At 73.5% G+C, this 22703-nt stretch carries 19 protein-coding genes; 11 read left to right on the forward strand and 8 right to left on the reverse strand.

Features of this window, described 5'->3' with window-relative positions:
• Positions 1 to 78: 78 nt before the first annotated feature.
• From DEF28_RS08550 to DEF28_RS08560, 3 genes are all read right to left on the reverse strand, one after another.
• The gene (locus tag DEF28_RS08550; RefSeq protein WP_233515177.1) at positions 79 to 366 is read right to left on the reverse strand and encodes a hypothetical protein; all 288 of its coding nucleotides are present in this window, start codon (positions 364 to 366) and stop codon (positions 79 to 81) included.
• A gap of 361 nt (positions 367 to 727) precedes the next feature.
• Positions 728 to 1513 carry a glycerophosphodiester phosphodiesterase gene (locus tag DEF28_RS08555; RefSeq protein ID WP_114396603.1) on the reverse strand — a complete coding sequence of 262 codons (786 nt, stop codon included), beginning with the start codon at positions 1511 to 1513 and terminating at the stop codon, positions 728 to 730.
• Positions 1510 to 2280, reverse strand: coding sequence for an IspD/TarI family cytidylyltransferase (locus DEF28_RS08560; RefSeq protein ID WP_114396602.1), 771 nt, complete (start codon positions 2278 to 2280; stop codon positions 1510 to 1512). Before DEF28_RS08560 ends, DEF28_RS08555 begins: the two co-directional genes overlap by 4 nt.
• Before the next feature lie 472 nt (positions 2281 to 2752).
• Here DEF28_RS08560 and DEF28_RS08565 point away from each other — a divergent pair, with 472 nt between their 5' ends.
• The 8 genes from DEF28_RS08565 (at position 2753) to DEF28_RS08600 (ending at position 10071) form a co-directional block, all read left to right on the forward strand.
• Positions 2753 to 3571 carry an ABC transporter permease gene (locus tag DEF28_RS08565; protein WP_233515178.1) on the forward strand — a complete coding sequence of 273 codons (819 nt, stop codon included), beginning with the start codon at positions 2753 to 2755 and terminating at the stop codon, positions 3569 to 3571.
• Positions 3572 to 4381 carry an ABC transporter ATP-binding protein gene (locus DEF28_RS08570; RefSeq protein WP_114396600.1) on the forward strand — a complete coding sequence of 270 codons (810 nt, stop codon included), beginning with the start codon at positions 3572 to 3574 and terminating at the stop codon, positions 4379 to 4381. It abuts the gene before it with no gap.
• A 307-nt stretch (positions 4382 to 4688) separates the two neighbouring features.
• Positions 4689 to 5699, forward strand: a complete 1011-nt coding sequence (locus DEF28_RS08575) for a hypothetical protein (RefSeq protein WP_147280066.1) — start codon at positions 4689 to 4691, stop codon at positions 5697 to 5699.
• Between the two features lie 3 nt (positions 5700 to 5702).
• Entirely contained in the window at positions 5703 to 6350 is a 648-nt protein-coding gene (locus DEF28_RS08580) for a DUF5941 domain-containing protein (protein WP_114396598.1), read from the forward strand.
• A gap of 16 nt (positions 6351 to 6366) precedes the next feature.
• Positions 6367 to 7098, forward strand: coding sequence for a phosphocholine cytidylyltransferase family protein (locus DEF28_RS08585; protein WP_114396597.1), 732 nt, complete (start codon positions 6367 to 6369; stop codon positions 7096 to 7098).
• 5 nt (positions 7099 to 7103) lie between these two features.
• Complete coding sequence (locus DEF28_RS08590) at positions 7104 to 8153, forward strand: iron-containing alcohol dehydrogenase family protein (protein ID WP_114396596.1); 1050 nt, start codon at positions 7104 to 7106, stop codon at positions 8151 to 8153.
• The gene (locus DEF28_RS08595) at positions 8131 to 8901 is read left to right on the forward strand and encodes a CDP-alcohol phosphatidyltransferase family protein (RefSeq protein ID WP_114396595.1); all 771 of its coding nucleotides are present in this window, start codon (positions 8131 to 8133) and stop codon (positions 8899 to 8901) included. Before DEF28_RS08590 ends, DEF28_RS08595 begins: the two co-directional genes overlap by 23 nt.
• A gap of 339 nt (positions 8902 to 9240) precedes the next feature.
• The gene (locus DEF28_RS08600) at positions 9241 to 10071 is read left to right on the forward strand and encodes a glycosyltransferase family 2 protein (protein WP_114396625.1); all 831 of its coding nucleotides are present in this window, start codon (positions 9241 to 9243) and stop codon (positions 10069 to 10071) included.
• A 61-nt stretch (positions 10072 to 10132) separates the two neighbouring features.
• Here DEF28_RS08600 and DEF28_RS08605 read toward each other — a convergent pair whose 3' ends face one another.
• The 4 genes from DEF28_RS08605 to DEF28_RS08620 all read right to left on the reverse strand — a co-directional run bounded on the left by DEF28_RS08605 (position 10133) and on the right by DEF28_RS08620 (position 16303).
• The gene (locus DEF28_RS08605) at positions 10133 to 10744 is read right to left on the reverse strand and encodes a malonic semialdehyde reductase (RefSeq protein ID WP_114396594.1); all 612 of its coding nucleotides are present in this window, start codon (positions 10742 to 10744) and stop codon (positions 10133 to 10135) included.
• An 899-nt stretch (positions 10745 to 11643) separates the two neighbouring features.
• Positions 11644 to 12864, reverse strand: coding sequence for a glycosyltransferase family 4 protein (locus DEF28_RS08610; protein WP_114396593.1), 1221 nt, complete (start codon positions 12862 to 12864; stop codon positions 11644 to 11646).
• 321 nt (positions 12865 to 13185) lie between these two features.
• Positions 13186 to 14508 carry a nucleotide sugar dehydrogenase gene (locus DEF28_RS08615; RefSeq protein WP_114396592.1) on the reverse strand — a complete coding sequence of 441 codons (1323 nt, stop codon included), beginning with the start codon at positions 14506 to 14508 and terminating at the stop codon, positions 13186 to 13188.
• Between the two features lie 64 nt (positions 14509 to 14572).
• Positions 14573 to 16303 carry a glycosyltransferase family 4 protein gene (locus DEF28_RS08620; RefSeq protein ID WP_233515179.1) on the reverse strand — a complete coding sequence of 577 codons (1731 nt, stop codon included), beginning with the start codon at positions 16301 to 16303 and terminating at the stop codon, positions 14573 to 14575.
• A gap of 79 nt (positions 16304 to 16382) precedes the next feature.
• Between DEF28_RS08620 and wecB the strand changes: the two genes are divergently transcribed.
• The 3 genes from wecB (at position 16383) to DEF28_RS08635 (ending at position 21711) form a co-directional block, all read left to right on the forward strand.
• Complete coding sequence (wecB, locus tag DEF28_RS08625) at positions 16383 to 17504, forward strand: non-hydrolyzing UDP-N-acetylglucosamine 2-epimerase (RefSeq protein ID WP_114396591.1); 1122 nt, start codon at positions 16383 to 16385, stop codon at positions 17502 to 17504.
• Between the two features lie 96 nt (positions 17505 to 17600).
• Positions 17601 to 19352, forward strand: coding sequence for a hypothetical protein (locus tag DEF28_RS08630; RefSeq protein ID WP_114396590.1), 1752 nt, complete (start codon positions 17601 to 17603; stop codon positions 19350 to 19352).
• A gap of 223 nt (positions 19353 to 19575) precedes the next feature.
• Positions 19576 to 21711, forward strand: coding sequence for a glycosyltransferase (locus DEF28_RS08635; RefSeq protein ID WP_114396623.1), 2136 nt, complete (start codon positions 19576 to 19578; stop codon positions 21709 to 21711).
• A gap of 61 nt (positions 21712 to 21772) precedes the next feature.
• Here the strand turns inward: DEF28_RS08635 and DEF28_RS08640 are convergent.
• On the reverse strand, positions 21773 to 22703 hold a 931-nt coding region (locus DEF28_RS08640; protein WP_147281056.1), incomplete at its 5' end, for an LCP family protein.

Consider the following 22703-nt stretch of genomic DNA (forward strand, 5'->3'; position numbering starts at 1 on the left):
GCGGGTGAACCGGGCGGAGGCGTGACGGAAGTGAGGGACGGCGGCGGACCCGCAAGGCGGGGCGCCGATGTAGTGGAGTCAGGCCGTGGGCGCCGCGTGGCGGTCGGTGAGGAACGCGCGGGCGTCCTTGCGCAGCACGAGGACGAGTGTGGCGATGGGGAGGGCGAGTTGCGCCAGGCCACGGGAGTCGCCGGCGCCCAGGTTGGACAGCGCGGCCAGGATGCCGAGGGCCTGCAGGACGACGATGGCCCACAGCAGCACGCGGCCGCCCTTGGGCAGCCGAAGGCCGAAGACGAGGGACAGCACGCCCGGGATCGCGACCCAGGTGAGGTCGGCGGCCACCGCTGGGGTGAACGGAAGGGTCACCAGGGCGGCCACCACCGCGAGACCGGTCAGGCCCGCGGCGACAAAGAGGAGAATACGAGCGGCTTTCAACGGGCGGGGGAGACGACGTTGCACGCTGGGGCCTTACCGACTTGGGGTAAATGAAGAGACCGCCAGTTTATCGACGGTCTCTGACAGGTAGCGGGCGGGCCCGGCTGGACGTCGCCGCCACCAGCGGGAACGGGGCCGGAAATGGCCATTCCTCATCCAGGGCGTTCACAAGTGGCAACTGGCGTCGAATGTGCGGATAATTCGAGAGCGGGCGGTTTATCGGAGAAGGGAATTAAGTGGTCCCGCTTCCTCGCAATGACGGCCGCTGAGCGATGGTGCCCACGGCGACCGCTCAGTCCGCCGCTGGGTCCGCCGACCTGTCCGGCTCCCCGCCCTTGAGGGCCGCCACGGCGCCCGGGACGTCGTCCACCACGACGGCGTCCACGCCCGCTTCCGCGAACCGGGCCGCGTCCACCGGGTCCGGGCACCAGGAGAGCACCTCCAGGCCCGCGCGGTGCGCCACGTCCACCGTGTAGCCGACCGAGCGCCGCCCCGGCCGGTCCGGGTCGCCGGTCAGCCCGAACGAACGCGCGTCGATCGCCACGATCGCGCACCCTATTCCCGCCGCACCGGCCACCGCCTGGTCCAGCGGGTTGCGCACGAACGGCATCCACGCCGTGGGCACCTCCGGCGCCTCCGCCTGGACGGCCAGCAGCACGGCCGGGTCGAAGGAGCAGACGAAGACGCGGCGGCGGCGCGCCTCGCGGCGCAGGTACGGCAGCAGCAGCGTCACCGTGCTCCGGCCCGGCGCGGCCGTGGCGTCCTCCATGACCGTCTTGACGTCCACGTCCAGTCCGGTCTCCGGCGGGATCGCCTCAAGCGCCTCGTCCAGGGTGAGCAGCCCGGCCGCGCGGCTCTGGGCCGCGGGCAGGTCCGCGATGACCCGGCCGTCCGGCAGCGCGGCGTCATGGTGGATCAGCAGTACGCCGTCAGCGCTGCGCCGGACGTCGATCTCCACCCACGACGCGCCGTCGGCGACGGCGGCCCGGAAGGACGCCGCCGTGTTCTCCAGGGCGCCGTTCACGGTGCCGCGCCCGGCGCCGCGGTGGCCGATCACCTCGGGGGCCCGGAAGATCACCGCGTCCCCCCGGCCGTCCCGCCGCGGAGGCGGAGCAGCGCCTCCGCCACGTCGATGTCGCCCGGGTGCGTCACCTTGATGTTGGACTCCGCGCCGGCGACCAGGCGCACGGGGACCTCCGGCAGGTAGCGCAGCACCACGCCGCAGTCGTCGGTGGCGACCAGGTCCGGGTCGGCGAGCGCCAGTTCGTAGGCGCGCCGGATCACGCCGAGCCGGAACCCCTGGGGCGTCTGCATCCGGCGCAGCGACGCGCGCGGCGGCACGTTCTGGATGACCTCCGCGCCCGAGGGGCCGGCCCCGGCCTCCACCACGGTGTCGCTGGAGGGGACCGCCACCCCGACCGCGTCGGCGGTACCGAGCGCCTCGACGCAGGACCGGATGACCTCCGGGGCGACCAGCGGCCGGGCGGCGTCGTGCAGCAGCACCAGCTCGTCGTCCCCGGCCTGCTCCAGCGCCCGCAGCGTCGCGGCGGATGTCGCCGTGCGGGTCGCGCCGCCGGGCAGCACCCTCGACACCTTGCGGTACTCGCGGTGCGCCACGATCTTCTCGACCTCGGGGATGTGGTCGGCGACCATCAGCACGATGACGTCGTCCACCTCCGGTGCCGCGCAGAACGCCGCGATCGCGTGCTCGACCACCGGCCGGCCGGCCAGCGGGAGCAGCTGCTTGGGACGTGTGCCGCCCATCCGCGCGCCGACCCCGCCCGCGAGCACCGCGGCGGTCACGCGCGGCCGGGGCCGGGGCGGCGGTCCGGAATCAGCGGACATCGGATTCCTCTCCGGGGTGATCGGTCGGCCACGGCTGGCAGGCCGAGACTAGCGGACACGCGCCCGGGCCCGGCGGGGATCGCGCCGCGCCGAGCGGTCGGCGCCGCCGGCAACAAACTCTGAACAATCGGCCCTCCCGGATCCACGGGGTGTCGCCGCCCGGGTACCCTGAAGGACGCCTGGATGGGTGTCTGGTGGGCGAATGTGGAAAGATCGGGCGCCGAGCCCCGGGAGCGTCGCCCCGGCGACGACCGAGGCCCGACCCCCCACTTCTCGGACACCCGCCCCCCGGACCGCGCCGCCGCCGCTTCCCGTACGCGGCGCCGGGCGCGCCCGTGTGAGCGCCCGTGATTTCAGGACCGCCGTCGGCGGAGTCGAAGCCCAATCCCGTGTCATGTCCCGGCCGCGGTCGGCACAGTCGGCGCGACCAGCGGGACAACAAGACACGACTGCATCCCCGGAGGAGGTGACGGTGGCGTCCAGGGCGCTGTCCGTCTGGCAGAACCGGCAGGTAGTTGACCTCCTGGTCAAACGCGACCTCAAGGTCAAGTACCAGAAGTCCATCCTCGGCTACGCATGGTCGTTGCTGGACCCGCTCGCACAGGCGGCGATCTATTTCTTCGTGTTCGGCATCCTGTTCAACGCCCGGGTCGCACCGGGCGGCGCCGACGCGCCCGGCGGCTATGCCCTGTTCCTGCTCTCCGGCATCCTGCCCTGGATGTGGATGAGCACGGCCCTCAACGACGCCAGCCGGGCGCTGATCACGCACGCCAAGCTCATCACCACGATGAAGGTGCCTCGGGAGATCTTCCCGCTCGCCGTCGTGCAGACGAAGTTCATCGAGTACCTGCTGACCTGGCCGGTGCTGCTGCTGTTCGTGGTGGTCCTGGGCGGACAGACGGGATGGACGCTGCTGTGGCTGCCGGTCGCGATCGGCGTGCAGTTCGTGTTCACCCTCGGTATCACGCTGCTGCTCGCGTCGCTGAACGTCCTCCTCCGCGACGTCCAGCGGATCGTCCGTATCATGAACCGCGTACTGTTCTACTCCTCGCCGATCATCTACCCGATCCACCAGGTGATGGGCGCCGAATCGCTGCCGGGCTGGTTCAAGACGGTGTACGAGATGAACCCGCTGGTGGGCATCTTCCAGATGCACCACGCGGTCTGGTACCCGACCGAGGCCCCGAGCTCGCTCATGCTGTGGTCCACCGTGGCGGGCGCGGTGGCCATGTTCGCCGTCGGATACTGGACGTTCCGGCGTCTTGAGACAGCCGTTCTGAAGGAGTTGTAAATGGCGGAGCCGGTCATCGAGGCCAAGGGGCTCGGCGTCAAGTTCGCCATGAACCGGCGCCGGAAGCTCACCCTTCGCGAGATGTTCATCCACGGCAAGAAGCGGGACCCCAACAAGGGCAGCACCGACTTCTGGCCGGTGCGCGACGTCTCCTTCGAGATCGCCCGGGGTGAGTGCGTCGGCATCGTGGGCAAGAACGGCACCGGCAAGTCCACCCTGCTGAAGCTGATCGCCGGGGTGCTCATCCCCGACGAGGGCACGGTCACCGTGCGCGGCAAAGTGGCGCCGCTGCTGGAGCTGCGGGCCGGGTTCTCCGACGACCTGACCGGGCGCGAGAACGTCCACCTGGTGGGGTCGCTGCACGGCATGACGCCCAAGATGCTGGAGGAGAAGTTCGACGAGATCGTCGACTTCGCCGAGCTGCGCGAGGGCTACATCGACAAGCCGGTGCGGCACTACTCCAGCGGCATGAAGGTCCGGCTGGGCTTCGCGCTGATCTCGCAGCTGGAGCACCCGATCATGCTGGTTGACGAGGTGCTCGCGGTCGGCGACAAGGCGTTCCGCCGCAAGTGCTACGACGCCATCGAGAAGATGCTGGCCAACAACCGCACCATGGTGCTCGTGTCGCACAACGAGGGCGACCTCAAGCGGTTCTGCAACCGCGGCTTCTACGTCAAGGACGGCACGCTGGCCATGGACACCGACATCAAGGCCGCCCTGGACGCCTACAACGCCGACACCAAGGCCGAGATCGAGGCGCGGGAGGCGAAGGCCAAGAAGAAGGCCGAGGACGACGGCAAGGTCGCCTGACCGGGACACCCGCCGCACAGGGCCGTGCGGGGAGCCACGCCGCTCCCCGCACGGCCTTCTCGTCCCACCCGCCCGCCTGGGGGCCGCCCGCCGTTCATGCGCCACGGGGGCTGTGTCCCCGCGTTCATGCGCCACGGGGGCTGTGTATCTCCGTCCACCGCGCCACGGAGGCTTCCCCAACCGGAAATCCCGCGTCGGTCCTTGCCAGGAACCGCCGACTGGGCAACGCTTCCGGGGGAGTCCAGGCGGGAGGTAGCGTCCGTGGCGAGTGAACGGAAACACACCTCCGTGGCGGATGGACGGGACCGTGGCCGTGACGAGTGAACGGGTCTACCCGAGGACCGCAGCACCGGAGCCCGGGCTGGTCGCGGCACGCGTCCTGCGGCCCGCCTCGCGGGCGTTCGCGCGCTGGGCGGCCCGGACGTCGGTGACGCCCTCGGCGCTCAGCCGGGCGGGGCTGCTGGTCGGCGTGCTGGCCGCACTCTGGTTCACCGAGGGCGGGCCGCGCGGCGCGGTGGTCGGCACCCTGCTGCTCGGCGCCGCGCTGCTCACCGACACGGTCGCCGAGGAACTGGACGCCCGCCGCACCGCGCTGGACGCATGGCTGGCGGTGGTGCTGGTCCGGCTGCGCGAGTACGCCGTCTACGCCGGTCTCGCGGCGGGCGGTGCGGCGGCAGGCGTGGCCGGGGCGTGGACGTGGGCCGCTGGCGCGCTCATCGCCCACGCCATGGTGGAGGCGGTCGCCTCCGCCCGCGCCGCCCGGCCCGGCCGCCGCGATCCCGGAGCGGACACGGCCGTCCCCGGGAGTGCGGAGCGGCGCCCAGCCGCCCTGATCGAGACGGTCGATCCGAGCCGCCCGCCCGCGGGACCGGCCGCCGGCGATCCCGGCCTCCTGGACGAACTCCTCGGCACCGCCGCCCCGGAACCCGCGCACCGCCGCTCCGACCCGCACGGCCGATGGGAGCGCACCCGGCGCGCCCGGGCGGCCGGTCCGAGGGACCCGTCGCGGCGCACCGCCCCGCGCGACGGCCGGCCCGCGGCCCGGCCCGACCGGGTGGACGAGCCGCAGCCGCCGCACCTCGCCGGACGGCCCGCACCGGCACGTTCCGCGTCCGGTGCGCCGGACCGGACGCGGCGCTCCCGGGCCGGCGCGCTGCGCAGGCTGCTCGCCTTCGGCCCGGCCGAACGGTTCGTGGTGATCGGCGGCACGCTACTGATATGCAACGTTAAGGTGACGTTTCTCGCACTGATCGTTGGCTCCGCTCTGGCGCTGACGGCCGCCCTGGCCGCACCGTCCGACCGCGAATCCGGGAGGTGAGCGATGCCGGCGGCAGATTCCCCCGTGCCGGGGCAGGAGATTGACCTGCGTGTTCTCCGTGACGATGGTCACCTGGGCACCGCGCTCGGCAGACTGGCCGGCAGTGCGCTGCCGCCGCTGCTCCCCACGGCCACCGGCGCACTCGTCACGCTCGTGCTCATACTCGCCGGACTCGGTGAACTCTCAGGCATTACGCTGTTCGCACCGGCCGCGGTGCTCCTGCTCTCCGGGGCGGCGTCGGGGCACCCCCACGACGGGCGGTTTGATTGGATGGCTCCGCCCGTTCTGCGCGGAACGGAGTACCTTTACCTACTCGCGCTCGGTCACCAGGCCGGCGTGCCCGGGCCGCTGGTGTTCGTACTCTTGACGGCAGTCGCCCTGCACCACGGCGACGTCGTGTACCGGACGCGGTGGGGAGCGGGGCCGCCGGACTGGGCCATGCGGGCCAGACTCGGCTGGGACGGGCGGATGCTGCTCGTCGCCGCGGGCGGGATGCTCGGCTGGCTGCCGTTCACCTACGGCCTGCTCGCGGGCTACCTCACGGTGCTGCTCGTCTGGGAGACCACGACGAGCTGGCTCGCGACCCCGGTCACCATGGCGGCGGAACCGCCGCGAAACGGATGGGGAGGCGTGGACGCCTCCACAACATAAGGAGGAAGGCGCATACATGCTCGGTATGGTTCTTGCCGCGGGAGCGGGCCGCCGGCTGCGCCCATACACCGACACCCTGCCGAAGGCACTGGTGCCGGTCGATGGTGACACCACCATCATGGACATCTCACTGCGCAACCTGGCCGCCGTCGGGCTGACCGACGTCGTGGTCGTCGTCGGCTACTGCGCGAAGGCGGTCGAGGAGCGCAAGGAGACCCTGGAGCAGCGCCACGGCGTCAAGCTGACCCTCGTCCACAACGACAAGGCGGAGGAGTGGAACAACGCCTACTCGCTGTGGACCGCGCGGGAGTACTTCTCGGAGGGCGTCCTCCTGGTGAACGGCGACACCGTGCACCCGGTGAGTGTGGAAGAGACGCTACTCGCCGCCCGGGGACCGGAACTCCTCCTCGCGGTGGACAACGTCAAAACCCTCGCTGACGAAGAGATGAAGGTGACCCTGGACGACTCGGGGCACCTGGAGCGGATCACCAAGCTCATGGACCCCGCCACCGCCGCCGGCGAGTACATCGGGGCCACGCTGATCGAGGGCACACTGGCCGACGAGCTGGCCGACGCGCTGAAGACCACCTGGGAGCGCGACCCGCAGCTGTACTACGAGGACGGCTACCAGGAGCTCGTCAACCGGGGCGGCAAGGTCGCCGTGGCGCCGATCGGCAAGGTCGACTGGGTCGAGGTGGACAACCACGACGACCTCAGCCGTGCCAGGGAGATCGCATGCCGCTACTAGCCCGCATGCTCACCTCCCCCCTCGCGATCGACGTGCGGCGCGGTGCCATCGCCGACCTCGGCACGGTGCTCGCCGACCGCCGGATCGCGAACGAGGGCCGTATCGCCGTGGCGGTCGGTCCGGGCCAGGGCTCCCAGATCGCCGCCGACCTCGACCTCCCCAACTGCGAGGTCTTCCAGGTCGACGGCGGCAGCGTCGATGTCGCCACCGAACTGGGCAAGCGGCTGCGGGCCGGCGCCTACGAGGCGGTGGCCGGCATCGGCGGCGGCAAGACGATCGACGTCACCAAGTTCGCCGCCTCGATGGCGGGCATCCCCATGGTGGCGGTCGCCACCAACCTCTCCCACGACGGCATCGCCTCGCCGGTCAGCTCGCTGGAGCACGAGAGCGGCAAGGCGTCGATCGGCGTGACCATGCCGATCGCGGTGGTCGTCGACGTCGACTACGTGCGGGCCGCCCCCGAGCGGCTGGTGCGCTCCGGCATCGGCGACGTGGTCAGCAACCTCTCGGCCATCGACGACTGGGAGCTGGCCGGCCGCGAGCAGGGCGAGCCGGTGGACGGGATGGCCGTCACCTTCGCCCGGGTCGCGGCCGAGGCGGTGCTGCATCGCCCCGACTCCATCGAGTCGCAGGAGTTCCTCACCGCCCTCGCCGAGGCCCTGGTGCTGTCCGGCATGGCGATGTCGGTGGCCGGCTCCAGCCGGCCGGCCAGCGGTGCCTGCCACGAGGTGCTGCACGCCATCGACCAGCTCTTCCCGGGCACCAGCAACCACGGCGAGCTGGCCGGTATCGGCGCGCTCTACGCCTACTTCCTGCGGACCCGCCACCTCGACCGCGGCGAGTCGCGGATGACGGCCATCCGGGAGTGCCTGCTCCGGCACCGGCTGCCGATCGTGCCGGCCGACGTGGGGCTGGACGAGGAGCAGTTCGCGCAGGCCGTGGCGCTGGCCCCCTCCACGCGTCCGGGCCGCTACACGATCCTGGAGCACCTCAACCTCTCGGACGACGACATTCGGCGGAGCGTCGGTGAATATGTCAAAACCGTCGGTCGCTGAGGTCCGGGAGGGCGGGCAGCCGCCGGGCATCAAGGAGCGCCGCAACGAGGAGCACTGGGCCGGCCGGCTCTACATGCGCGACATCTCGCCGTACGTGAGCACCGTGTTCGTCCGGCTGCGCGTGCCGCCGAACCCCATCACCTACCTGATGATGGCCTTCGGCGTCCTCGCCGGTGTGGTGCTCGCCTTCGGGGGCCTGTGGTCAGCGGTACTGGCCGCCGTGCTCGTGCAGGTGTACCTGCTGCTCGACTGCTCCGACGGCGAGGTCGCTCGCTACACCGGGCGCACCAGCGTCGCCGGCATCTACCTGGACCGCATCGGCCACTACCTCGCCGAGATCGCGCTGCTCATCGGGCTCGGCGTCCGGGCGCAGGGCGAGTTCGAGGCGGGCGGCTGGGTGGTCGCGGGCATGGCGGCGGCCATCGGCGCGGCGCTGATCAAGGTCGAGACCGACAACGTCGTCGTGGCGCGGGCCAAGGCCGGGCTGGGCGAGCACGTCTCGGAGGCGGCCATGCAGCCGCGCTCCGCCGGCCTCGGCCTGGCGCGCCGGGCCGCCTCGGCGCTGCGCTTCCACCGGGTGATCCAGGCGGTGGAACTGTCCCTGCTGGTGGTCGTCGCCGCGGTCGTGGACGCGGTCCGCGGCGACCTGCTGGCCACCCAGGTGCTCACGGTCGCGTGCGTGGCGGTCGCCGCGCTGCAGACCGTTCTGCACCTGGTCAGCGTGCTGGCCTCGCGCCGGCTGCACTGACCCGCCGGCCGGCCCCGTCCGCGGGGCCGGCCGCTATCCCGTCCGCGCGTCGCTCTCCCGGCGGCGCCGGCGGACCTTTACCCTCCCGTTAGCCGGGCACTGCGATCGTTGGCCACTGTTCCCGGTGTAGTCCATCTCTCGTCACGTCCACGAACGGTTCCCATGACCAGTCCTGTTCCCACTGGCGCCCGCGCGGAGGCCGTCGCACCCCGCGCAGCTGAGGCGCGACCGCGTACCGAACCCGGCAGCGAGGGGCTACCCTCCCGAACAGGCGGCCGGACCGACGGCCTCGTGCAGGGAGGTGCCCAGCGAGTGAAGATCTCGTGCGTGCTCCTCACCATGGGAAACCGGCCGGCCGAGCTCCGGCGCGCGATCAACAGCGTGCTGGAGCAGGAGGGGGTGGAGGTGGAGGTCGTCGTCGTGGGCAACGGCGCCGACCTTCCGGAGCTGCCCGACGGCGTGGTGGCCCTGCGGCTCCCCGAGAACGTCGGCATCCCCGAAGGGCGCAACCACGGGGTCAAGGTGTGCACGGGCGACATCGTGCTCTTCCTCGACGACGACGGCTGGTACCGCTCGCGCGACCTCGCCCGGCACGTCCGGGACCGGTTCGCGGCCGACCCCGGCCTGGGGGCGATCTCGTTCCGCATCGCCGACCCCGACGGCGGGCCGGACCAGCGCCGGCACGTGCCGCGGCTGCGCGTGGGCGACCCGCAGCGCTCCAGCCGGGTGACCACCTTCCTCGGCGGGGCGTCGGCGATCCGCCGCACCGCCTTCGAGCAGGGCGGCGGGCTGCCGGGCGCGTTCTTCTACGCCCACGAGGAGACCGACCTCGCCTGGCGGATCCTCGACGCCGGCTACCACATCGACTACGACGCCGAGGCGGTCATGTACCACCCGGCGGTGGCACCGACCCGGCACGCCGACTTCTACCGGCTGAACGCGCGCAACCGGGTCTGGCTGGCGCGCCGGAACCTCCCGTGGCCGCTCGCGGCGGCCTACCTGGGGACCTGGATCGGGTTGACGGTGCTGCGCGAGCGCTCCGGGAGCGCGCTGCGCTCCTGGTTCGCCGGGTTCCGCGAGGGCTGGCGCACCGACGCGGGCGCGCGGACGCCGATCCGCTGGTCCACGGCCTGGCGGATGACCCGCATGGGCCGGCCGCCGATCATCTGAGGTCCGGCTGCCGAGGGGGGCGTCGGGACCGCCGCGCGGCCCGGCGCGCCCCCTGCCGCGGTCAGAGCTCGCTCACGACCTCGTCGTAGCCGAGCCGGGGCAGCCGCCGCGGGAACCAGGCGTCCGGGCCGGGCCGGCCGATGTTGACCACGAGCACGGTCTTGTACCGCCCGTCGGTGAAGAACTCCTTGTCGACGGCCTCGGAGTCGTAGCCGGTCATGGGGCCGGCGGCCAGTCCGGCGGCGCGGACCGCGATGATGAAGTAGCCGGCCTGCAGCGCCGCGTTGAAGGTCCCCTTCTCCTGGCGGACCGCGGGGTCGGCGAAGGACTCCCGGATCCGCTCGGCGCGGTCGGGGAAGAAGGTGTCCGCCTTCTCGTGGAAGTCGGTGTCGACCGCGAGGATCGCGGTGAGCGGCGCGGTCCGGGTCTTGGCCCGGTTCCCCTCGGCCATGTGCCGCACCAGGCGCTCGCGGCTCTCGGCCGAGCGCAGCAGCACCACCCGCAGCGGCTGGGAGTTGAGCGCGGTGGGGCCGTACTTCACGAGACCGTGGATCGCGCGCACCTGCTCCTCGGTCACCGGCTCGTCGGTGAAGGTGTTGGCGGTGCGGGCCTCGCGGAACAGCAGGTCCTGGGCCTCCGCGTCCAGGCTCAGTGGTTCGGTGACATGGGGCATGGCGCTCCTCCGGCATGGTCGCTTCCGTCTGAGATCACTTCGCAGAACTTGTCTTCCGTGGAAGGTATTCCGGGTGGGGGCGGAGAGTGGCGGACGCCACCGGGCCGGCGTGGGCGAAACGCCGCTGGTCGTGTGCGGCCCACGCGGGTCACGGCCCGGCGCGGCCGGTACCGCACCGGGATCGGGGGCCGCGCGGTGGCCGGTTAGGGGGCGGCTCGGCGAACGCGCCCGCGCGGGAGGAGCCCGGGACGGTTTCCGGCCGGGGTCCGCGCGGCCCCCGGGGCGCCCGGCGCGCTTCCGCCGGCGGCGCGGGACTCCCGCGGGACCGTGTCGGGCCACCGCCCGGCTCACCGGGCCCCAAGAGCCGCTCCACGCCCGCCCGCTCCGCCGTTTCCACCCGGTGGCCGCCGCGGCGCCGCCCGTGCCACCTGCCGGGGAGGCCGACACCGTCAGCGCCGTCAGCGCCGCAAGTGGCCGCCTGCCGCCAGCGGAGGTCGCCATGGCGCGCCCGGAAGGCCCGGCTCGCCGCGGTGATCAGGGAACCGGGCCGGTCGCAGGACAGACCGCCCGGCACTTCGTGCGCGTCGCCGCTGGGAGGAGGGCGGACGCCCCGGCCGGGGGGACTCCGGGGGCCGCTGCCGCTGGCGCGTGCCCGCGCCGGACGCCGTCGCGGGGGAGCGTCGGCCTGGTGCCGCACCATGGCGGGCGGGCCGGACGGGGCGAACGAGGACCTCGTCCCGGAGTCAGCCGCCAGGTAGGCGTTCTCGGCTCGGTACCTGCCGCCGAACCCGCACCGATCGTCCGTGCGGAGGCTTCGCCTTCGGAGGTGCTGCCCGGGCGTACCAGCGGGAACCGGGTGCCGCGTCCGTGCCGGGTGGGCGGCGCCTTCGCCGCGGACCTCAGAGCCCGGTGGGGGACCAGACCGCGTCCTGGCCGGCGGTCGGCAGCACCGGCAACCGGCCGCCCATGTCGCGCGGGCCGCGCCTCCGCTCCTGGAGCGGGAGCGCCGCGGCGGGGTGCGCCGAGGCGTCCGCCGCCCCGGCCCACTCCTCCAGCTGCCGGACGAAGGCCCGGGCCTGCACCGGCCAGTGGTAGCGGTCGCGGGCGATCTGGTGCCCGGTGCGCGCGTAGTCCTCGCGCATCCGGGCATCGTCGCGCAGCCGCAGTACCGCCGCGGCCGCGGCGGCCGGGTCGCCGAACGGCACCACCATGCCGCAGGGGCCCTGCGGCTGGCCGGTCACCAGGGCGGTCGCGGCGGGGTTCGGCGAGGTCACCACGGGCAGCCCGTGCGCCATGTACTCGACCACCTTGGTGGGCATCGAGTGCCGGTAGTTCGGGGTGTCGTGCAGCAGGCAGATTCCGGCCAGCGCGCCGCTGACCATCCGCAGTGCCTGGTCGTTGGGCACGAAACCGTACCAGCGGACCGCGTCGTTCAGCTGGGCGTCGCGCAGCAGCGGCCGGGTCTGCGGGTCCGCCGCGCCGATGATCTCCACCCGCACCCCGTGCGGACGGAGCAGCCGGCCGAGCTCCACCAGTTCGGCGGCGCCGCGCGCCCGGGAGAGCTGGCCGAGGTAGACGACGCGGTCGTCGCCCGGTGGCCGGCTCGGCAGCTCCGGTACGTCGGTGGTGTTGGGAACCACCGGGTGCGGCAGCGCGAACCGGTCGCGGTACCCCTCCTCGGCGAGCAGCAGGTGCATGCGGCGCTCGGCCCGCCGCTCCACCGCGCGCACCACCGGGGCGAGCGGCCGACGCAGAGGTCCCGGCAGCCACGGCTTGGTGAGCAGCGCGGCGGCGGTGTCCTCGTGCACGTCCCAGACCGTGGGAGGGCGGTGCCGCGGCAGCGCGAGGTGCAGTTCGGGGTCGTGGAAGAGCAGCAGGTCGGCCCCGGGGGCGTGCTCGGCCAGCGCGGTGCGGGCAGCGCGCAGCGCCCCGATCCGGCGGCGGCCGGCCGCGCGCGGCACGTCGATCGCGGTGAGCTCCGGCCAGGGCGTGACGTTGCGGGCCCGGAAGGGCGCCATGTAGGTGACGCGGTGCCCGGCGTCGAGCAGCGCGCGGATCTGGCGGTGCAGGATGCGCGCGTCCTCGGGATGGTGCACCACGGTGGCCACGAGTGCGTGCATGGGTCTCCTCACCTGCCCTTCCGAATAGCCGCCCTGTAACGGGCGGCGCGCCTGGCCGCCACGCTAGGGAGCCGGGGAAACAGCACGTGAAAAGCCGGGTTACGGCAAGGCGTGACCGGAGTGAATCCCCGGATCACGGGCGCGGTGGGCGCGTCTCCCCGCAACCGGGCAGAACGCGCCGCAACTCCGCACAACGCCCATGGTCCACCACGGGGTGCGGCCCGGCCCGCCCGGGCCGGGCACCCGGACGGCGCCGGGGCTCGGGCAGCGCCCGGTTCGGCCGGGCGCCCGGAATTCCGTCCGGGCGCCCGGAGGCGGCCGTCAGAGCACCTGCACGCCCTCGCGGGTGATCGACGCTGTGGTGCGCAGGTCGCTGGGCCCCTCGGGCGCCAGCCGGCGCAGCACCCCGCGGGTGTCCAGCAGCATGCGGGCGTGCTCGGTGAGCAGCTCCGACCGGTACTCGCGGTGGTCGGTCAGCAGGATGGCGAGGTCGGCCTCGGCCAGCGCCCGCTCCAGGTCGGTGGCACGCTCGACCTGCTCGCCGTTGACCGACCACTCCGCCACGTGCGGGTCGTGGTAGGTGAGGTGCGCGCCCTTGGCGGCGAGCTTGCGGGCGACCGGCCGGGCCGGCGACTCGCGCTGGTCGGCGATGTCGGCCTTGTAGGTGACGCCGAGCAGCAGCACCTTCGAACGGGACAGCGCCAGCCCGGCGTCGTTGAGCATCTCCTGGGCGCGCTGCAGCACGAAGGAGGGCATCCGGGCGTTGATCTCCTGGGCCAGCTCGACGAACCGGAACGGGTAGCCCAGCGTCTTGACCTTGTAGGACAGGTAGTTCGGGTCGATCGGGATGCAGTGCCCGCCGACCCCCGGACCCGGGTAGAACGCCTGGAAGCCGAACGGCTTGGTGGCCGCGCAGGCGATGGCGTCCCACAGGTCGACGTCGAGCTCCTGGCAGAAGATCGCCATCTCGTTCACCAGCGCGATGTTGACGTGCCGGTAGGTGTTCTCCAGCAGCTTGGCCATCTCGGCCTCGCGGGTCCCGCGCGCCTGCACCACGGTCTGCACGAACTTGCCGTAGAACGCCGCGGCCGTCGCGCCGCAGGTCTCCGTCAGGCCGCCCACGACCTTGGGGGTGTTGGCGACCCCGAAGGTCGGGTTGCCCGGGTCGATCCGCTCGGGCGAGAAGGCGAGGTGGAAGTCCTCGCCCGCCACCAGGCCGGACTCCTCCAGGATCGGGCGGACGACCTCCTCGGTGGTGCCCGGGTAGGTGGTCGACTCCAGGATCACCAGGGTGCCCGGCCGCAGGTGGGCGGCGATGGAGCGGGCGGCGGCGGTGACGGCGCCGAGGTCGGGGCCGCCCTCGGCCGACAGCGGGGTCGGCACGCAGATGACGACCGTGTTCGCCTGGGCGAGTACGGCGGGGTCCGTCGTGGCCTGGAAGCCGGCCTCGCGCATCGCGGCCACGTCGGCCTCGGACAGGTCGTCGATGTGCGACCGGCCCGCGGTCAGCCCCTCGACCACCCGCGTGCTGACATCCAGGCCGGCGACCCGCAGGCCGACCCGGGTGGCCTCGTGCGCCAGCGGAAGACCCACGTAGCCGAGCCCGATGACGGCCAGATCGTAAGTGGAGGTTGCGACGTCCACGGAGGTCCCCCTCGCGTCTTGTGGTCAGGCGGCAGGACGGCCGTTTCGGGATAGACGCCGGGCGTCAGCCGGAAGTTGGCTGTCCTGGTACGCGGTGGCCTGGTCTGGACAATTGCTCGGAAATGGCGGAATACGCCGTGATGTAGCGGTAAGCCGCGGCGGTCCAGGTCCGATCGCGTCCGACCCGTTCACGTGCGGCATCGCCGTACGCGGCCCGCAGTTCGGGACTGTAGAACAGGCGTTCCAGACAAATCGACAGAGCTTCGGAGTCGTCCGGAGGAATTAACTCGCCGGTCACCCCCGGTTCCACGACCTCCCGCAGCGCGGCGAGGTCGCTCGCCACCACCGGCAGCCCGCCGGCCATCGCCTCCACGGGCTTCAGCGGGGTCACCAGCCGGCTGACCCGCTCGTCGCGCCGCGGCACCGCGAACACGTCCATCGCCGCGTGGTGGTCGCGCACCTCGGTCGCCGGCACCCGGCCGGGGAAGTGCGCGGCGCCGCCCAGTCCGGCCTCGTCCGCCCGCCGGCGCAGCGCCGCCAGCTCGGGGCCGTCGCCGACGATCAGGACGTGCGCCGGGACGCCCCGCGCCCGCAGCAGCGCGATGGCGTCGACCAGCGTGGTCAGCCCCTCGTAGCCGTAGCAGCTGGTCGTGGTGCCGACCACGAACGCGTCGGCCGGCACGCCCAGGTGCGCCCGCCGCCGCGCGCCGTCCGGCAGCGGCAGCAGGAACTCCTCGTCCACGGCGTTGGGGATGACGACCACCCGGTCCTCCGGTACGCCGCGCGCGACGATGTCGGCCCGCATCGTCTCGCCCAGCGTCACCACCAGGTCGGCGCCCAGCATGCACGCCGTCTCGCGCTCCCGCTCCGCCTGGTAGAACGCGTCCGCCACGCTGCGCGCCGGGTCGCGCGACAGCCACGACTCCTCCAGGAAACCCCGGACCTCGTAGACCACCGGCAGCCCGAACCCGCGGCCCAGCTCCAGCGCCAGCCGCCCGTTGCGGTGGTTGCTCGCCGCGTGCAGGACCTGCGGGCGCAGCCGCTCCACCAGCCGGCCGGTCAGGCGCAGCGACGTCCGCAGCTCCGCCGCGGCGTCGCGCGGCGCCGTCCACGGCAGTATCCGGTGGTAGGCGACCCCGTCCAGCTCCAGGCGGCGCCGCGTGTCGGGCACCCCCTTGGTCAGCGGGTAGCCCAGCCGGGTCAGCACGTGCGGATCGAGGCCGGCGGCCCGCTGGCCGAGGGCGATCCGGTGCGTGCGCTGGGTGTAGCCGGCGTTGGTGTGCGGCAGCGCGTTCGTGACCACGTGCAGTACCCGACCGTTCACCACGGCGTCGCGCGGCGTTCGCCGCCGCACGGTTACGCTGGCGGCGTTCCACTGGTCAGGCGCGTCGTCCGGGGCCACGCGTCCCGTCTTGACCGCCAACCGGTGCGCCAGCCCGGCTCGGCGCCGGCCTTCGGGCAGACTCGCCAGGAGTTCGGTCGCGAGCCCGGGCTGTTCGACGGCTATGGTGAACGCGGCCAGTCGGGCCAGGTGTCGGGGGGAAGCGTCATGGGCGGCGCGGCGGACGGTCTCCAGGACGTCCGCGCGGTGGCCCGCGTCCCACAGCGCGTAGGCCCGGGGCAGCCCGCCGAGCCGGCCGCCCGCGCGGCGCGCCCCGCGGCGCAGCGGGCCCGGCAGCAGCCGGAGGGCCAGCAGCGGCAGCCGCGCGGGCTCGTCCCGCAGGTGCCGCCAGGTCAGGGTCGCGGTGAAGGTGCCCGCTTTCACGATGTTGCGCACGGCCAGGAATGAAACCACGCCAGAGTGACCTCCCGGTGACGCCACGGCGTCGCGCACGGGACGTCGGAGGATGTTCGCGAAGGGAAGTCGATTACCGATGCCGTCTGCACCGAGCCGCCCCGCTGAGTCGGCCGCTGCCGAGGTCGTGCACATCGTGGGAGCACGCCCCAACTTCGTCAAGGCGGCGCCCGTGGTGGCCGCGCTGCGGGAACGCGGCGTGCGGCAGGCCGTGGTGCACACCGGCCAGCACTACGACGACCGGATGTCGGCGGTGTTCTTCCGCGAGCTGGGGCTGCCCCGCCCCGACGTCGACCTCGGCGTGGGGTCGGGCTCGCACGCCGAACAGACCGCCGCGCTGTTGGTCGGCCTTGAGCGGGAGTTCATCGCCCGTTCACCCGGCTTCGTCATCGTGTACGGCGACGTGAACTCCACCCTCGCCGCCGCCCTGGTCGCCGCCAAGCTGCACATCCCCGTCGCCCACGTGGAGGCGGGGCTGCGGTCGTTCGACCCCACCATGCCCGAAGAGGTGAACCGGCGGGTCACCGACCAGCTCTCCGACCTGTGCTTCGCCACCAGCCCCGAGGCGGTCGGCCACCTCGCCAACGAGGGTGTCGACGTGGAGCGCGTCCACTTCGTCGGCAACCCGATGATCGACACGCTGCTCGCCAACCTCGACCGGTTCGACGTGGCCGCGCTGCGCTCGCGGCTCGACCTGCCCGAGACCTACCTCACCGCGACGCTGCACCGGCCCGCCAACGTCGACGACCCCGCGACGGTGGCCCGCCTGGTGGCGCGGCTGCACGAGGTGGCCGACGACGTCGACGTCGTGATGCCGGTGCACCCGCGCGGGCGCGCCGCCTTCGATGCGGCCGGGCTCGGCGCACACGAGCGGGTGCGGCTGCTGGAGCCGCTGGGCTACATCGACTTCGTGACGCTGGTGCGCGGCGCCGCCGCCGTCGTCACCGACTCCGGGGGTGTGCAGGAGGAGACCACCATCCTCGGCGTCCCCTGCCTCACGCTGCGGCCCAACACCGAGCGGCCGGTCACCATCACGCACGGCACCAACCGCCTCGTGGTGGAGTCGGAACTGCCGAGCCTGGTCGCCAAGATCCTGGCCGGAGACGGCATCGGGGGCACGTCGGTCTCCGACGTCCCCCCGCTGTGGGACGGGCAGGCCGGCCCGCGTATCGCCGCGGTCCTCGCCAGCGAACTGGTGTGATGCCGGTGGACACCTCTCCGGCCGGCAGGCCGCCGGCGGAGGGCGGGGACACGGTACATCTCATCCCCCGTCGAACCTCGCGAAGTAGGGAAACCCGTGAAACGGCGTGAACAGAGCCAGACCGAACAGCTCCGTCGGGCGCTCTCGGAGCGGGAGGCCCAGCTCCAGGAGGCCCAGGCCCGCCTGGCGGCGCTGGAGTCGTCCACCTCGCTCCAGGTCGGCCGGGCGCTCGCCGAGGCGGCCCGGCGGCCCGGCCGCGGACTCGTCCGGCTGCCCCGGGACCTGTTCCGGCTCTGGCGCGGCGCCACCCGCACCACCCAGGTCGGCGCCCGGCGCCGCCGCTCCGCCGAGCCGGTCCGCTCCTACGACGCCGAGCGGCAGGAGGCCCGGCTGCTCTCCGGGACCGCCGGCGCCCATGACGACCGGCTGGTCGTCGCCGGCGTGCTCTCGCCCGAGGCGCACGCGGCCATCGAGCCCTACGTCCGGGTGGTGCCGCTGCGCCCGCACGACGCCCAGGTCGTGTTCGACTCGATCGACGCCGACGTCGTCCTGGTGACCGCTTCGGCGGCGTCGCCGGGCACGCCGTGGGCGCACGTCGGCGACCCCGCCGTCGCCGACCGCACCCGCGCCCTGCACTGGGTGGTCTCGGCCGCGGCCTCCAGAGGGGTCCCCTCCGTGCTGGTCCGCGACACCCCCGCGCCGCCGGCGCTGGTGACGGTCGGGTTCGACCACGTCCACGACGGCGACCTCGGCGTCCCGCTGCACCGGTTCAACCCCATCGCGGCGGAGCCCGAGCGCGAACCCGCCCCCGTGCACGTGCCCGCCGCGGGCCGGCCGCGCGCCGCGGTCACCGCGCTGCTCGGCACGCTCGCCGGGCGCGGGCTCACCGAGCGCTCGCCCGGGTGGGGCGCCCTCCCGGAGACGCTGCGCGGGCTGGCCGGCATCGTCGTCGCCGACCGGGCCCTGGCCCGGCGGGCCCTCGTCTGCGGCACCCGGGCGCTGCTGCTGGACACGCCGCGCTCCGAAGGGGACGGCGACCTGCCGGACGGCGTCCTGCGCACCGCGGTCGCCGACGCCGGCTCGCTGGCCTCCGGCGAAGCCGAGCGCGAGCTGTCCGTGCTGCGCACCGCCGGCGCCCTCACCGCCGAGGAGGTGCGCGCCGTCCTGCGCGCGGTGTTCCTCGCCGACGCCACCCCCGCCCGGCTCGCCGAGATCCTGGGGCGCGTCGAACTGGCCCCCGGCGCCGGCGGCGCCGCCCTGCCGCTGCGGCACCGGCGGGTGGCCCTGCTCGCGGCCCCGGCCGACGACGTCGCGTCGCTGGCCCTCGCCGACGACGTGCTGAACCAGCTGCACGCGCCGGCCGAGGTCGTGGTGCCGCGGGCGGCCGAGCACTTCGCCGGCGTCGAGCGGCTGCGCTCGCACGGTGTGCCGCTGCGCACGGCGGAGGCCGACGCGGTGGCGGAGCCGGCGCCCCGCGACTGGGCCGCGCTCGCCCGGGCCGCCGAGGCGCCGTGGACCGCGCTGTGGCGCGGCACCCGGGGATCCGCCTTCCTCGCCGACACCCTGTGCGCCGCCGAATGCTCCGGCGCTGACGCCGTCGGGCCGGCCATCGCCCCCTGGAGCGCCGCCGACGGCTCCGACGCGGTGAACTGGTCGGCCGCCGACCAGGACTACGTGTTCGTCAGCGCGATCGAACCGGAGCTGGCCCGCCGGGAGCTCGTGCTGCGCGGCCTGCACCCGGGCGTGTGGAACCGGCACGGTGCCCGGCTGCTCGCGCTCGGTCCCGCGCGCGAGACGGGCCGCGACCCGGAGCACGGCCGCGTGCACAGCGCCCCGAGCGCGGGGTGACCGGCGTGCCTGGCCCCGAGGAAGCTCGCGCGCGGTCGGCCGCCGTCGACCAGGCAGTCCATCCGCGGTCGCCGCTTCCCCGCGCTGCGGCGCCCGCGTACAGTTCACCGTGCTCGTTCCGCGGTGGATCGGTTTCGAAGGGAAACACGTGACCATTCGCGCACTCGTCTACGGGGACGTCGACCTCAACATCATCGACGGCTCGGCGATCTGGGCGCAGTCGATGACCCAGGGCCTGGCGGCTGCCGGGTGCGAGGTCACCCTGCTGCTGAAGGCGCCCGTGAAGACCGACCGGCTGGTGGCCCCCCTCACCGGCGTGCCCGGGGTCACCCTGCGCCGGCCCTACGAGGAGGAGCTGCTGCCCGACCTCGGGCCGCGCGGTCTCACCCCGGACCAGGCCGTCGGGCTGATCACCCGGCTGGACACCGAGAACCGGTTCGACCTCGTCGTGGTGCGCGGGCGGCGGGCGGCGATCGCGGCGGCCCAGGCCGAGGCGCTGGCCGGCCGGCTGTGGACCTACCTCACCGACGTGCCGCAGAACGTCGCGGAGCTGACCTCCGCCGCGGTCTCCGAGCTGACCGACATCGCGGTGGCCTCGCGGTTCCTGCTCTGCCAGACCGAGGAGCTGCGCGACTTCCTGGAGTCCTCGGTCCCGGCGGCGTGCGGCAAGAGCGTGCTGTTCCCGCCGGTGGTCGTGGTGCCCGAGGGCGTCGCCGGCTCCGGCACGCCGCACACGCCGCTCAAGCTCGTCTACACCGGCAAGTTCGCGCCCCGGTGGAACACGCTGGAGATGACCGAGCTTCCGGCGGCGCTGGCCGCGCAGGGGGTGCCGGCCGAGCTGCACATGATCGGCGACAAGATCCACCGGGACTCCCCGGACTGGGCCAAGCGCATGGCCAAGGCGCTGGAGGACACCCCGGACCTCGTCTGGCACGGCGGCCAGTCCCGCGCCGAGGCGCTGCGGCTCTCGGCGCAGTGCGACATCGGGCTGTCCTGGCGCGCCCCCGAGATGGACGCCAGCCTGGAGCTGTCCACCAAGGTGCTCGAACTGGGCGCCCTGGGGCTGCCCGTGGTGCTGAACCGCACGCCGATGCACGAGGAGCTGCTGGGCGCCGACTACCCCCTGTACGCGGGGGAGGACATCGACTCGGTCGCCGACGTGCTCGCGCTGGCCGCCGACCCCGACGTCTACCGCCGGGCCGCCGAGCGGTGCGCCGCGGCGTCCGCGAAGTTCACCCTGGACCGCGCGGCCGAGCGGCTGCGCGGCTACCTCGACCTCGCCTTCCCGGCCGCCCCGGCCGGGACCAGCCCGGACCGGCCGCTGCGGGTGGTGGTGGCCGGGCACGACCTCAAGTTCTTCACCCGGCTCGCCGACCACCTGATGTCGCTGCCCGGGCTGGAGGTCCGGCTGGACGAGTGGGAGGCGCTGCGTACCCACGACCAGTACCGCAGCAAGGAGCTCGCCGCCTGGGCCGACGTCGTCATCTGCGAGTGGTGCGGGCCCAACGCGCTCTTCTACGCCCAGCACAAGCGGCCCGGCCAGCGGCTGCTGGTGCGGCTGCACCGGTTCGAGCTGTACGCCGAGTGGCCGCGCAAGCTCGACATCGACAAGGTCGACGCCGTCATCTGCGTCAGCCCCTACTACGCGGACCTGACCCGCGAGCGGGTCGGCTGGCCGGCCGACAAGATCGTCGTGCTGCCGAACTGGGTGGACGACGAGCAGCTGGACCGCCCCAAGCTCGCGGGCGCCGAGTACACCCTCGGGATGATCGGCATCGCGCCGTCGCGCAAGCGGATCGACCGCGGCCTGGACGTGCTCGCCGCGCTGCGCCGCCGCGACCCGCGCTACACACTGGTGGTCAAGACCAAGCAGCCGTGGGACTACTGGTGGATCTGGAACCGGCCGGAGGAGCGCGAGTACTACGAGCGCACCTACCGCCGCATCCAGCGCAGCGACCTGCTGGCCGACGGAGTGGTGTTCGACCCCTTCGGTCCCGACGTGGCGACCTGGCTGCGCCGGATCGGCTTCGTCATCTCCACCAGCGACGACGAGAGCTTCCACCTGGCCCCCGCCGAGGGCGCGGCCTCCGGCGGTGTCCCGGCGGTCCTGGCGTGGCCGGGCGCGGACACCATCTACTCGCGGCGCTGGGTGCACGAGGACACCGACGCGATGGCCGACGCCATCCACCGGATCGTGAGCGAGGGGCGGTTCGACGCGGCCCGCGCCGCCGCCCGCGCCGAGATCACCGAGCACTACGCGCTGCGCCGGGTCTGCCAGCTGTGGACCGACCTCGTGGTCGACGGCACCGCGCCCGAGCGGATCCAGCTCGACCGGTTCGCCGCGGTCGGCCTGGGCTGAGATCCGCCGGCGGCCCGGGGCGCGCCCGCAGGCGCACCCCGGGCCGCCGGGTCCGTGCGGCTCACCCGCAGGCGTTCGCGCTCTCCTCCGCGGTCCGCGCGGAACCGGGGATCTCCGCCCCGCCGTCCTGCCCGCCGGCGCTGTCCTGGGCCAGCACCAGCCGTACCGTGCCGCCCAGCGCCGCGTCCTCCTCCATGCGGGCGCCGTCGAGGTGCTCGGCCACCGCCGCGGCGTGCGACTCCTGGCCGGGCGCGTAGTAGACCGTCGTCTCGGCCGGCGCCTCCCCGACCGGATTGCCGGTCCCGGCGACCTGGAAGCCGGCGGAGGTCAGCTCCGTGCTCGTCTCACCGGCGAGCCCGTCCACTCCGGTGGCGTTGACCACCTCGACGACCACGGCCGCCGGGTCCGCCGGGGTCACCTCGCGCTCGGCGTCCTCACGGGGTGCGTCCCCGGAGTCGGACTCCTCCTCCTCGTCCTTCTCGGAGTCGGACAGCTCGACGTCCGTGGCGATCGCCTCGAACAACTGGGAGGCGTCCGGCTCCCGCCAGGCGATCCGGTTCGTGTCCAGCGGGTGCTGGCCGTTGGGCACCGTGACGAACCGGACCTCGCTCATGTCCACCTCGCGCATGGCGATGGCGACGTCGGCCATGGCGTCCACGGTGAACTCGTCGTCGGTGGTGATCGAGTCGGTGACCGAGCCGAGAAAGCCGTAGAGGTTCGCGGGGCTGGCCAGCACATCGCTGCTCACCACCTTGCGGAGCATGGCGCCCATGAACTCCTGCTGGCGGTCGATGCGCGAGATGTCGGTGCCGTCGCCCTGGGCGTAGCGGGACCGCACGTAGGCGAGCGCCGTCTCTCCGTCCAGCGTCTGCTCGCCGGCCTCGATGTCGAGCTTCGCCTTCTCGTCCTGCACGGCCGCGGGGATGCACATCTCGACGCCGCCGATGGAGTCGACCATGCCCTTGAAGCCGGTGAAGTCGACGCTGACGAAG

The organism is Marinitenerispora sediminis (genome assembly GCF_003336425.1).
Taxonomy (GTDB): domain Bacteria; phylum Actinomycetota; class Actinomycetes; order Streptosporangiales; family Streptosporangiaceae; genus Marinitenerispora; species Marinitenerispora sediminis.

What these genes read in the sequence shown, in the direction of transcription:
- DEF28_RS08585 (WP_114396597.1), top strand. Translation starts at nt 6,367, where the DNA reads ATGCTCGGTATGGTTCTTGCCGCGGGAGCGGGCCGCCGGCTGCGCCCA.
- DEF28_RS08605 (WP_114396594.1), bottom strand. Translation starts at nt 10,744, where the DNA reads ATGCCCCATGTCACCGAACCACTGAGCCTGGACGCGGAGGCCCAGGAC.
- DEF28_RS08580 (WP_114396598.1), top strand. Translation starts at nt 5,703, where the DNA reads ATGCCGGCGGCAGATTCCCCCGTGCCGGGGCAGGAGATTGACCTGCGT.
- DEF28_RS08600 (WP_114396625.1), top strand. Translation starts at nt 9,241, where the DNA reads ATGGGAAACCGGCCGGCCGAGCTCCGGCGCGCGATCAACAGCGTGCTG.
- DEF28_RS08595 (WP_114396595.1), top strand. Translation starts at nt 8,131, where the DNA reads ATGTCAAAACCGTCGGTCGCTGAGGTCCGGGAGGGCGGGCAGCCGCCG.
- DEF28_RS08570 (WP_114396600.1), top strand. Translation starts at nt 3,572, where the DNA reads ATGGCGGAGCCGGTCATCGAGGCCAAGGGGCTCGGCGTCAAGTTCGCC.
- wecB (WP_114396591.1), top strand. Translation starts at nt 16,383, where the DNA reads ATGCCGTCTGCACCGAGCCGCCCCGCTGAGTCGGCCGCTGCCGAGGTC.
- DEF28_RS08560 (WP_114396602.1), bottom strand. Translation starts at nt 2,280, where the DNA reads ATGTCCGCTGATTCCGGACCGCCGCCCCGGCCCCGGCCGCGCGTGACC.
- DEF28_RS08635 (WP_114396623.1), top strand. Translation starts at nt 19,576, where the DNA reads ATGACCCAGGGCCTGGCGGCTGCCGGGTGCGAGGTCACCCTGCTGCTG.
- DEF28_RS08610 (WP_114396593.1), bottom strand. Translation starts at nt 12,864, where the DNA reads ATGCACGCACTCGTGGCCACCGTGGTGCACCATCCCGAGGACGCGCGC.
- DEF28_RS08590 (WP_114396596.1), top strand. Translation starts at nt 7,104, where the DNA reads ATGCTCACCTCCCCCCTCGCGATCGACGTGCGGCGCGGTGCCATCGCC.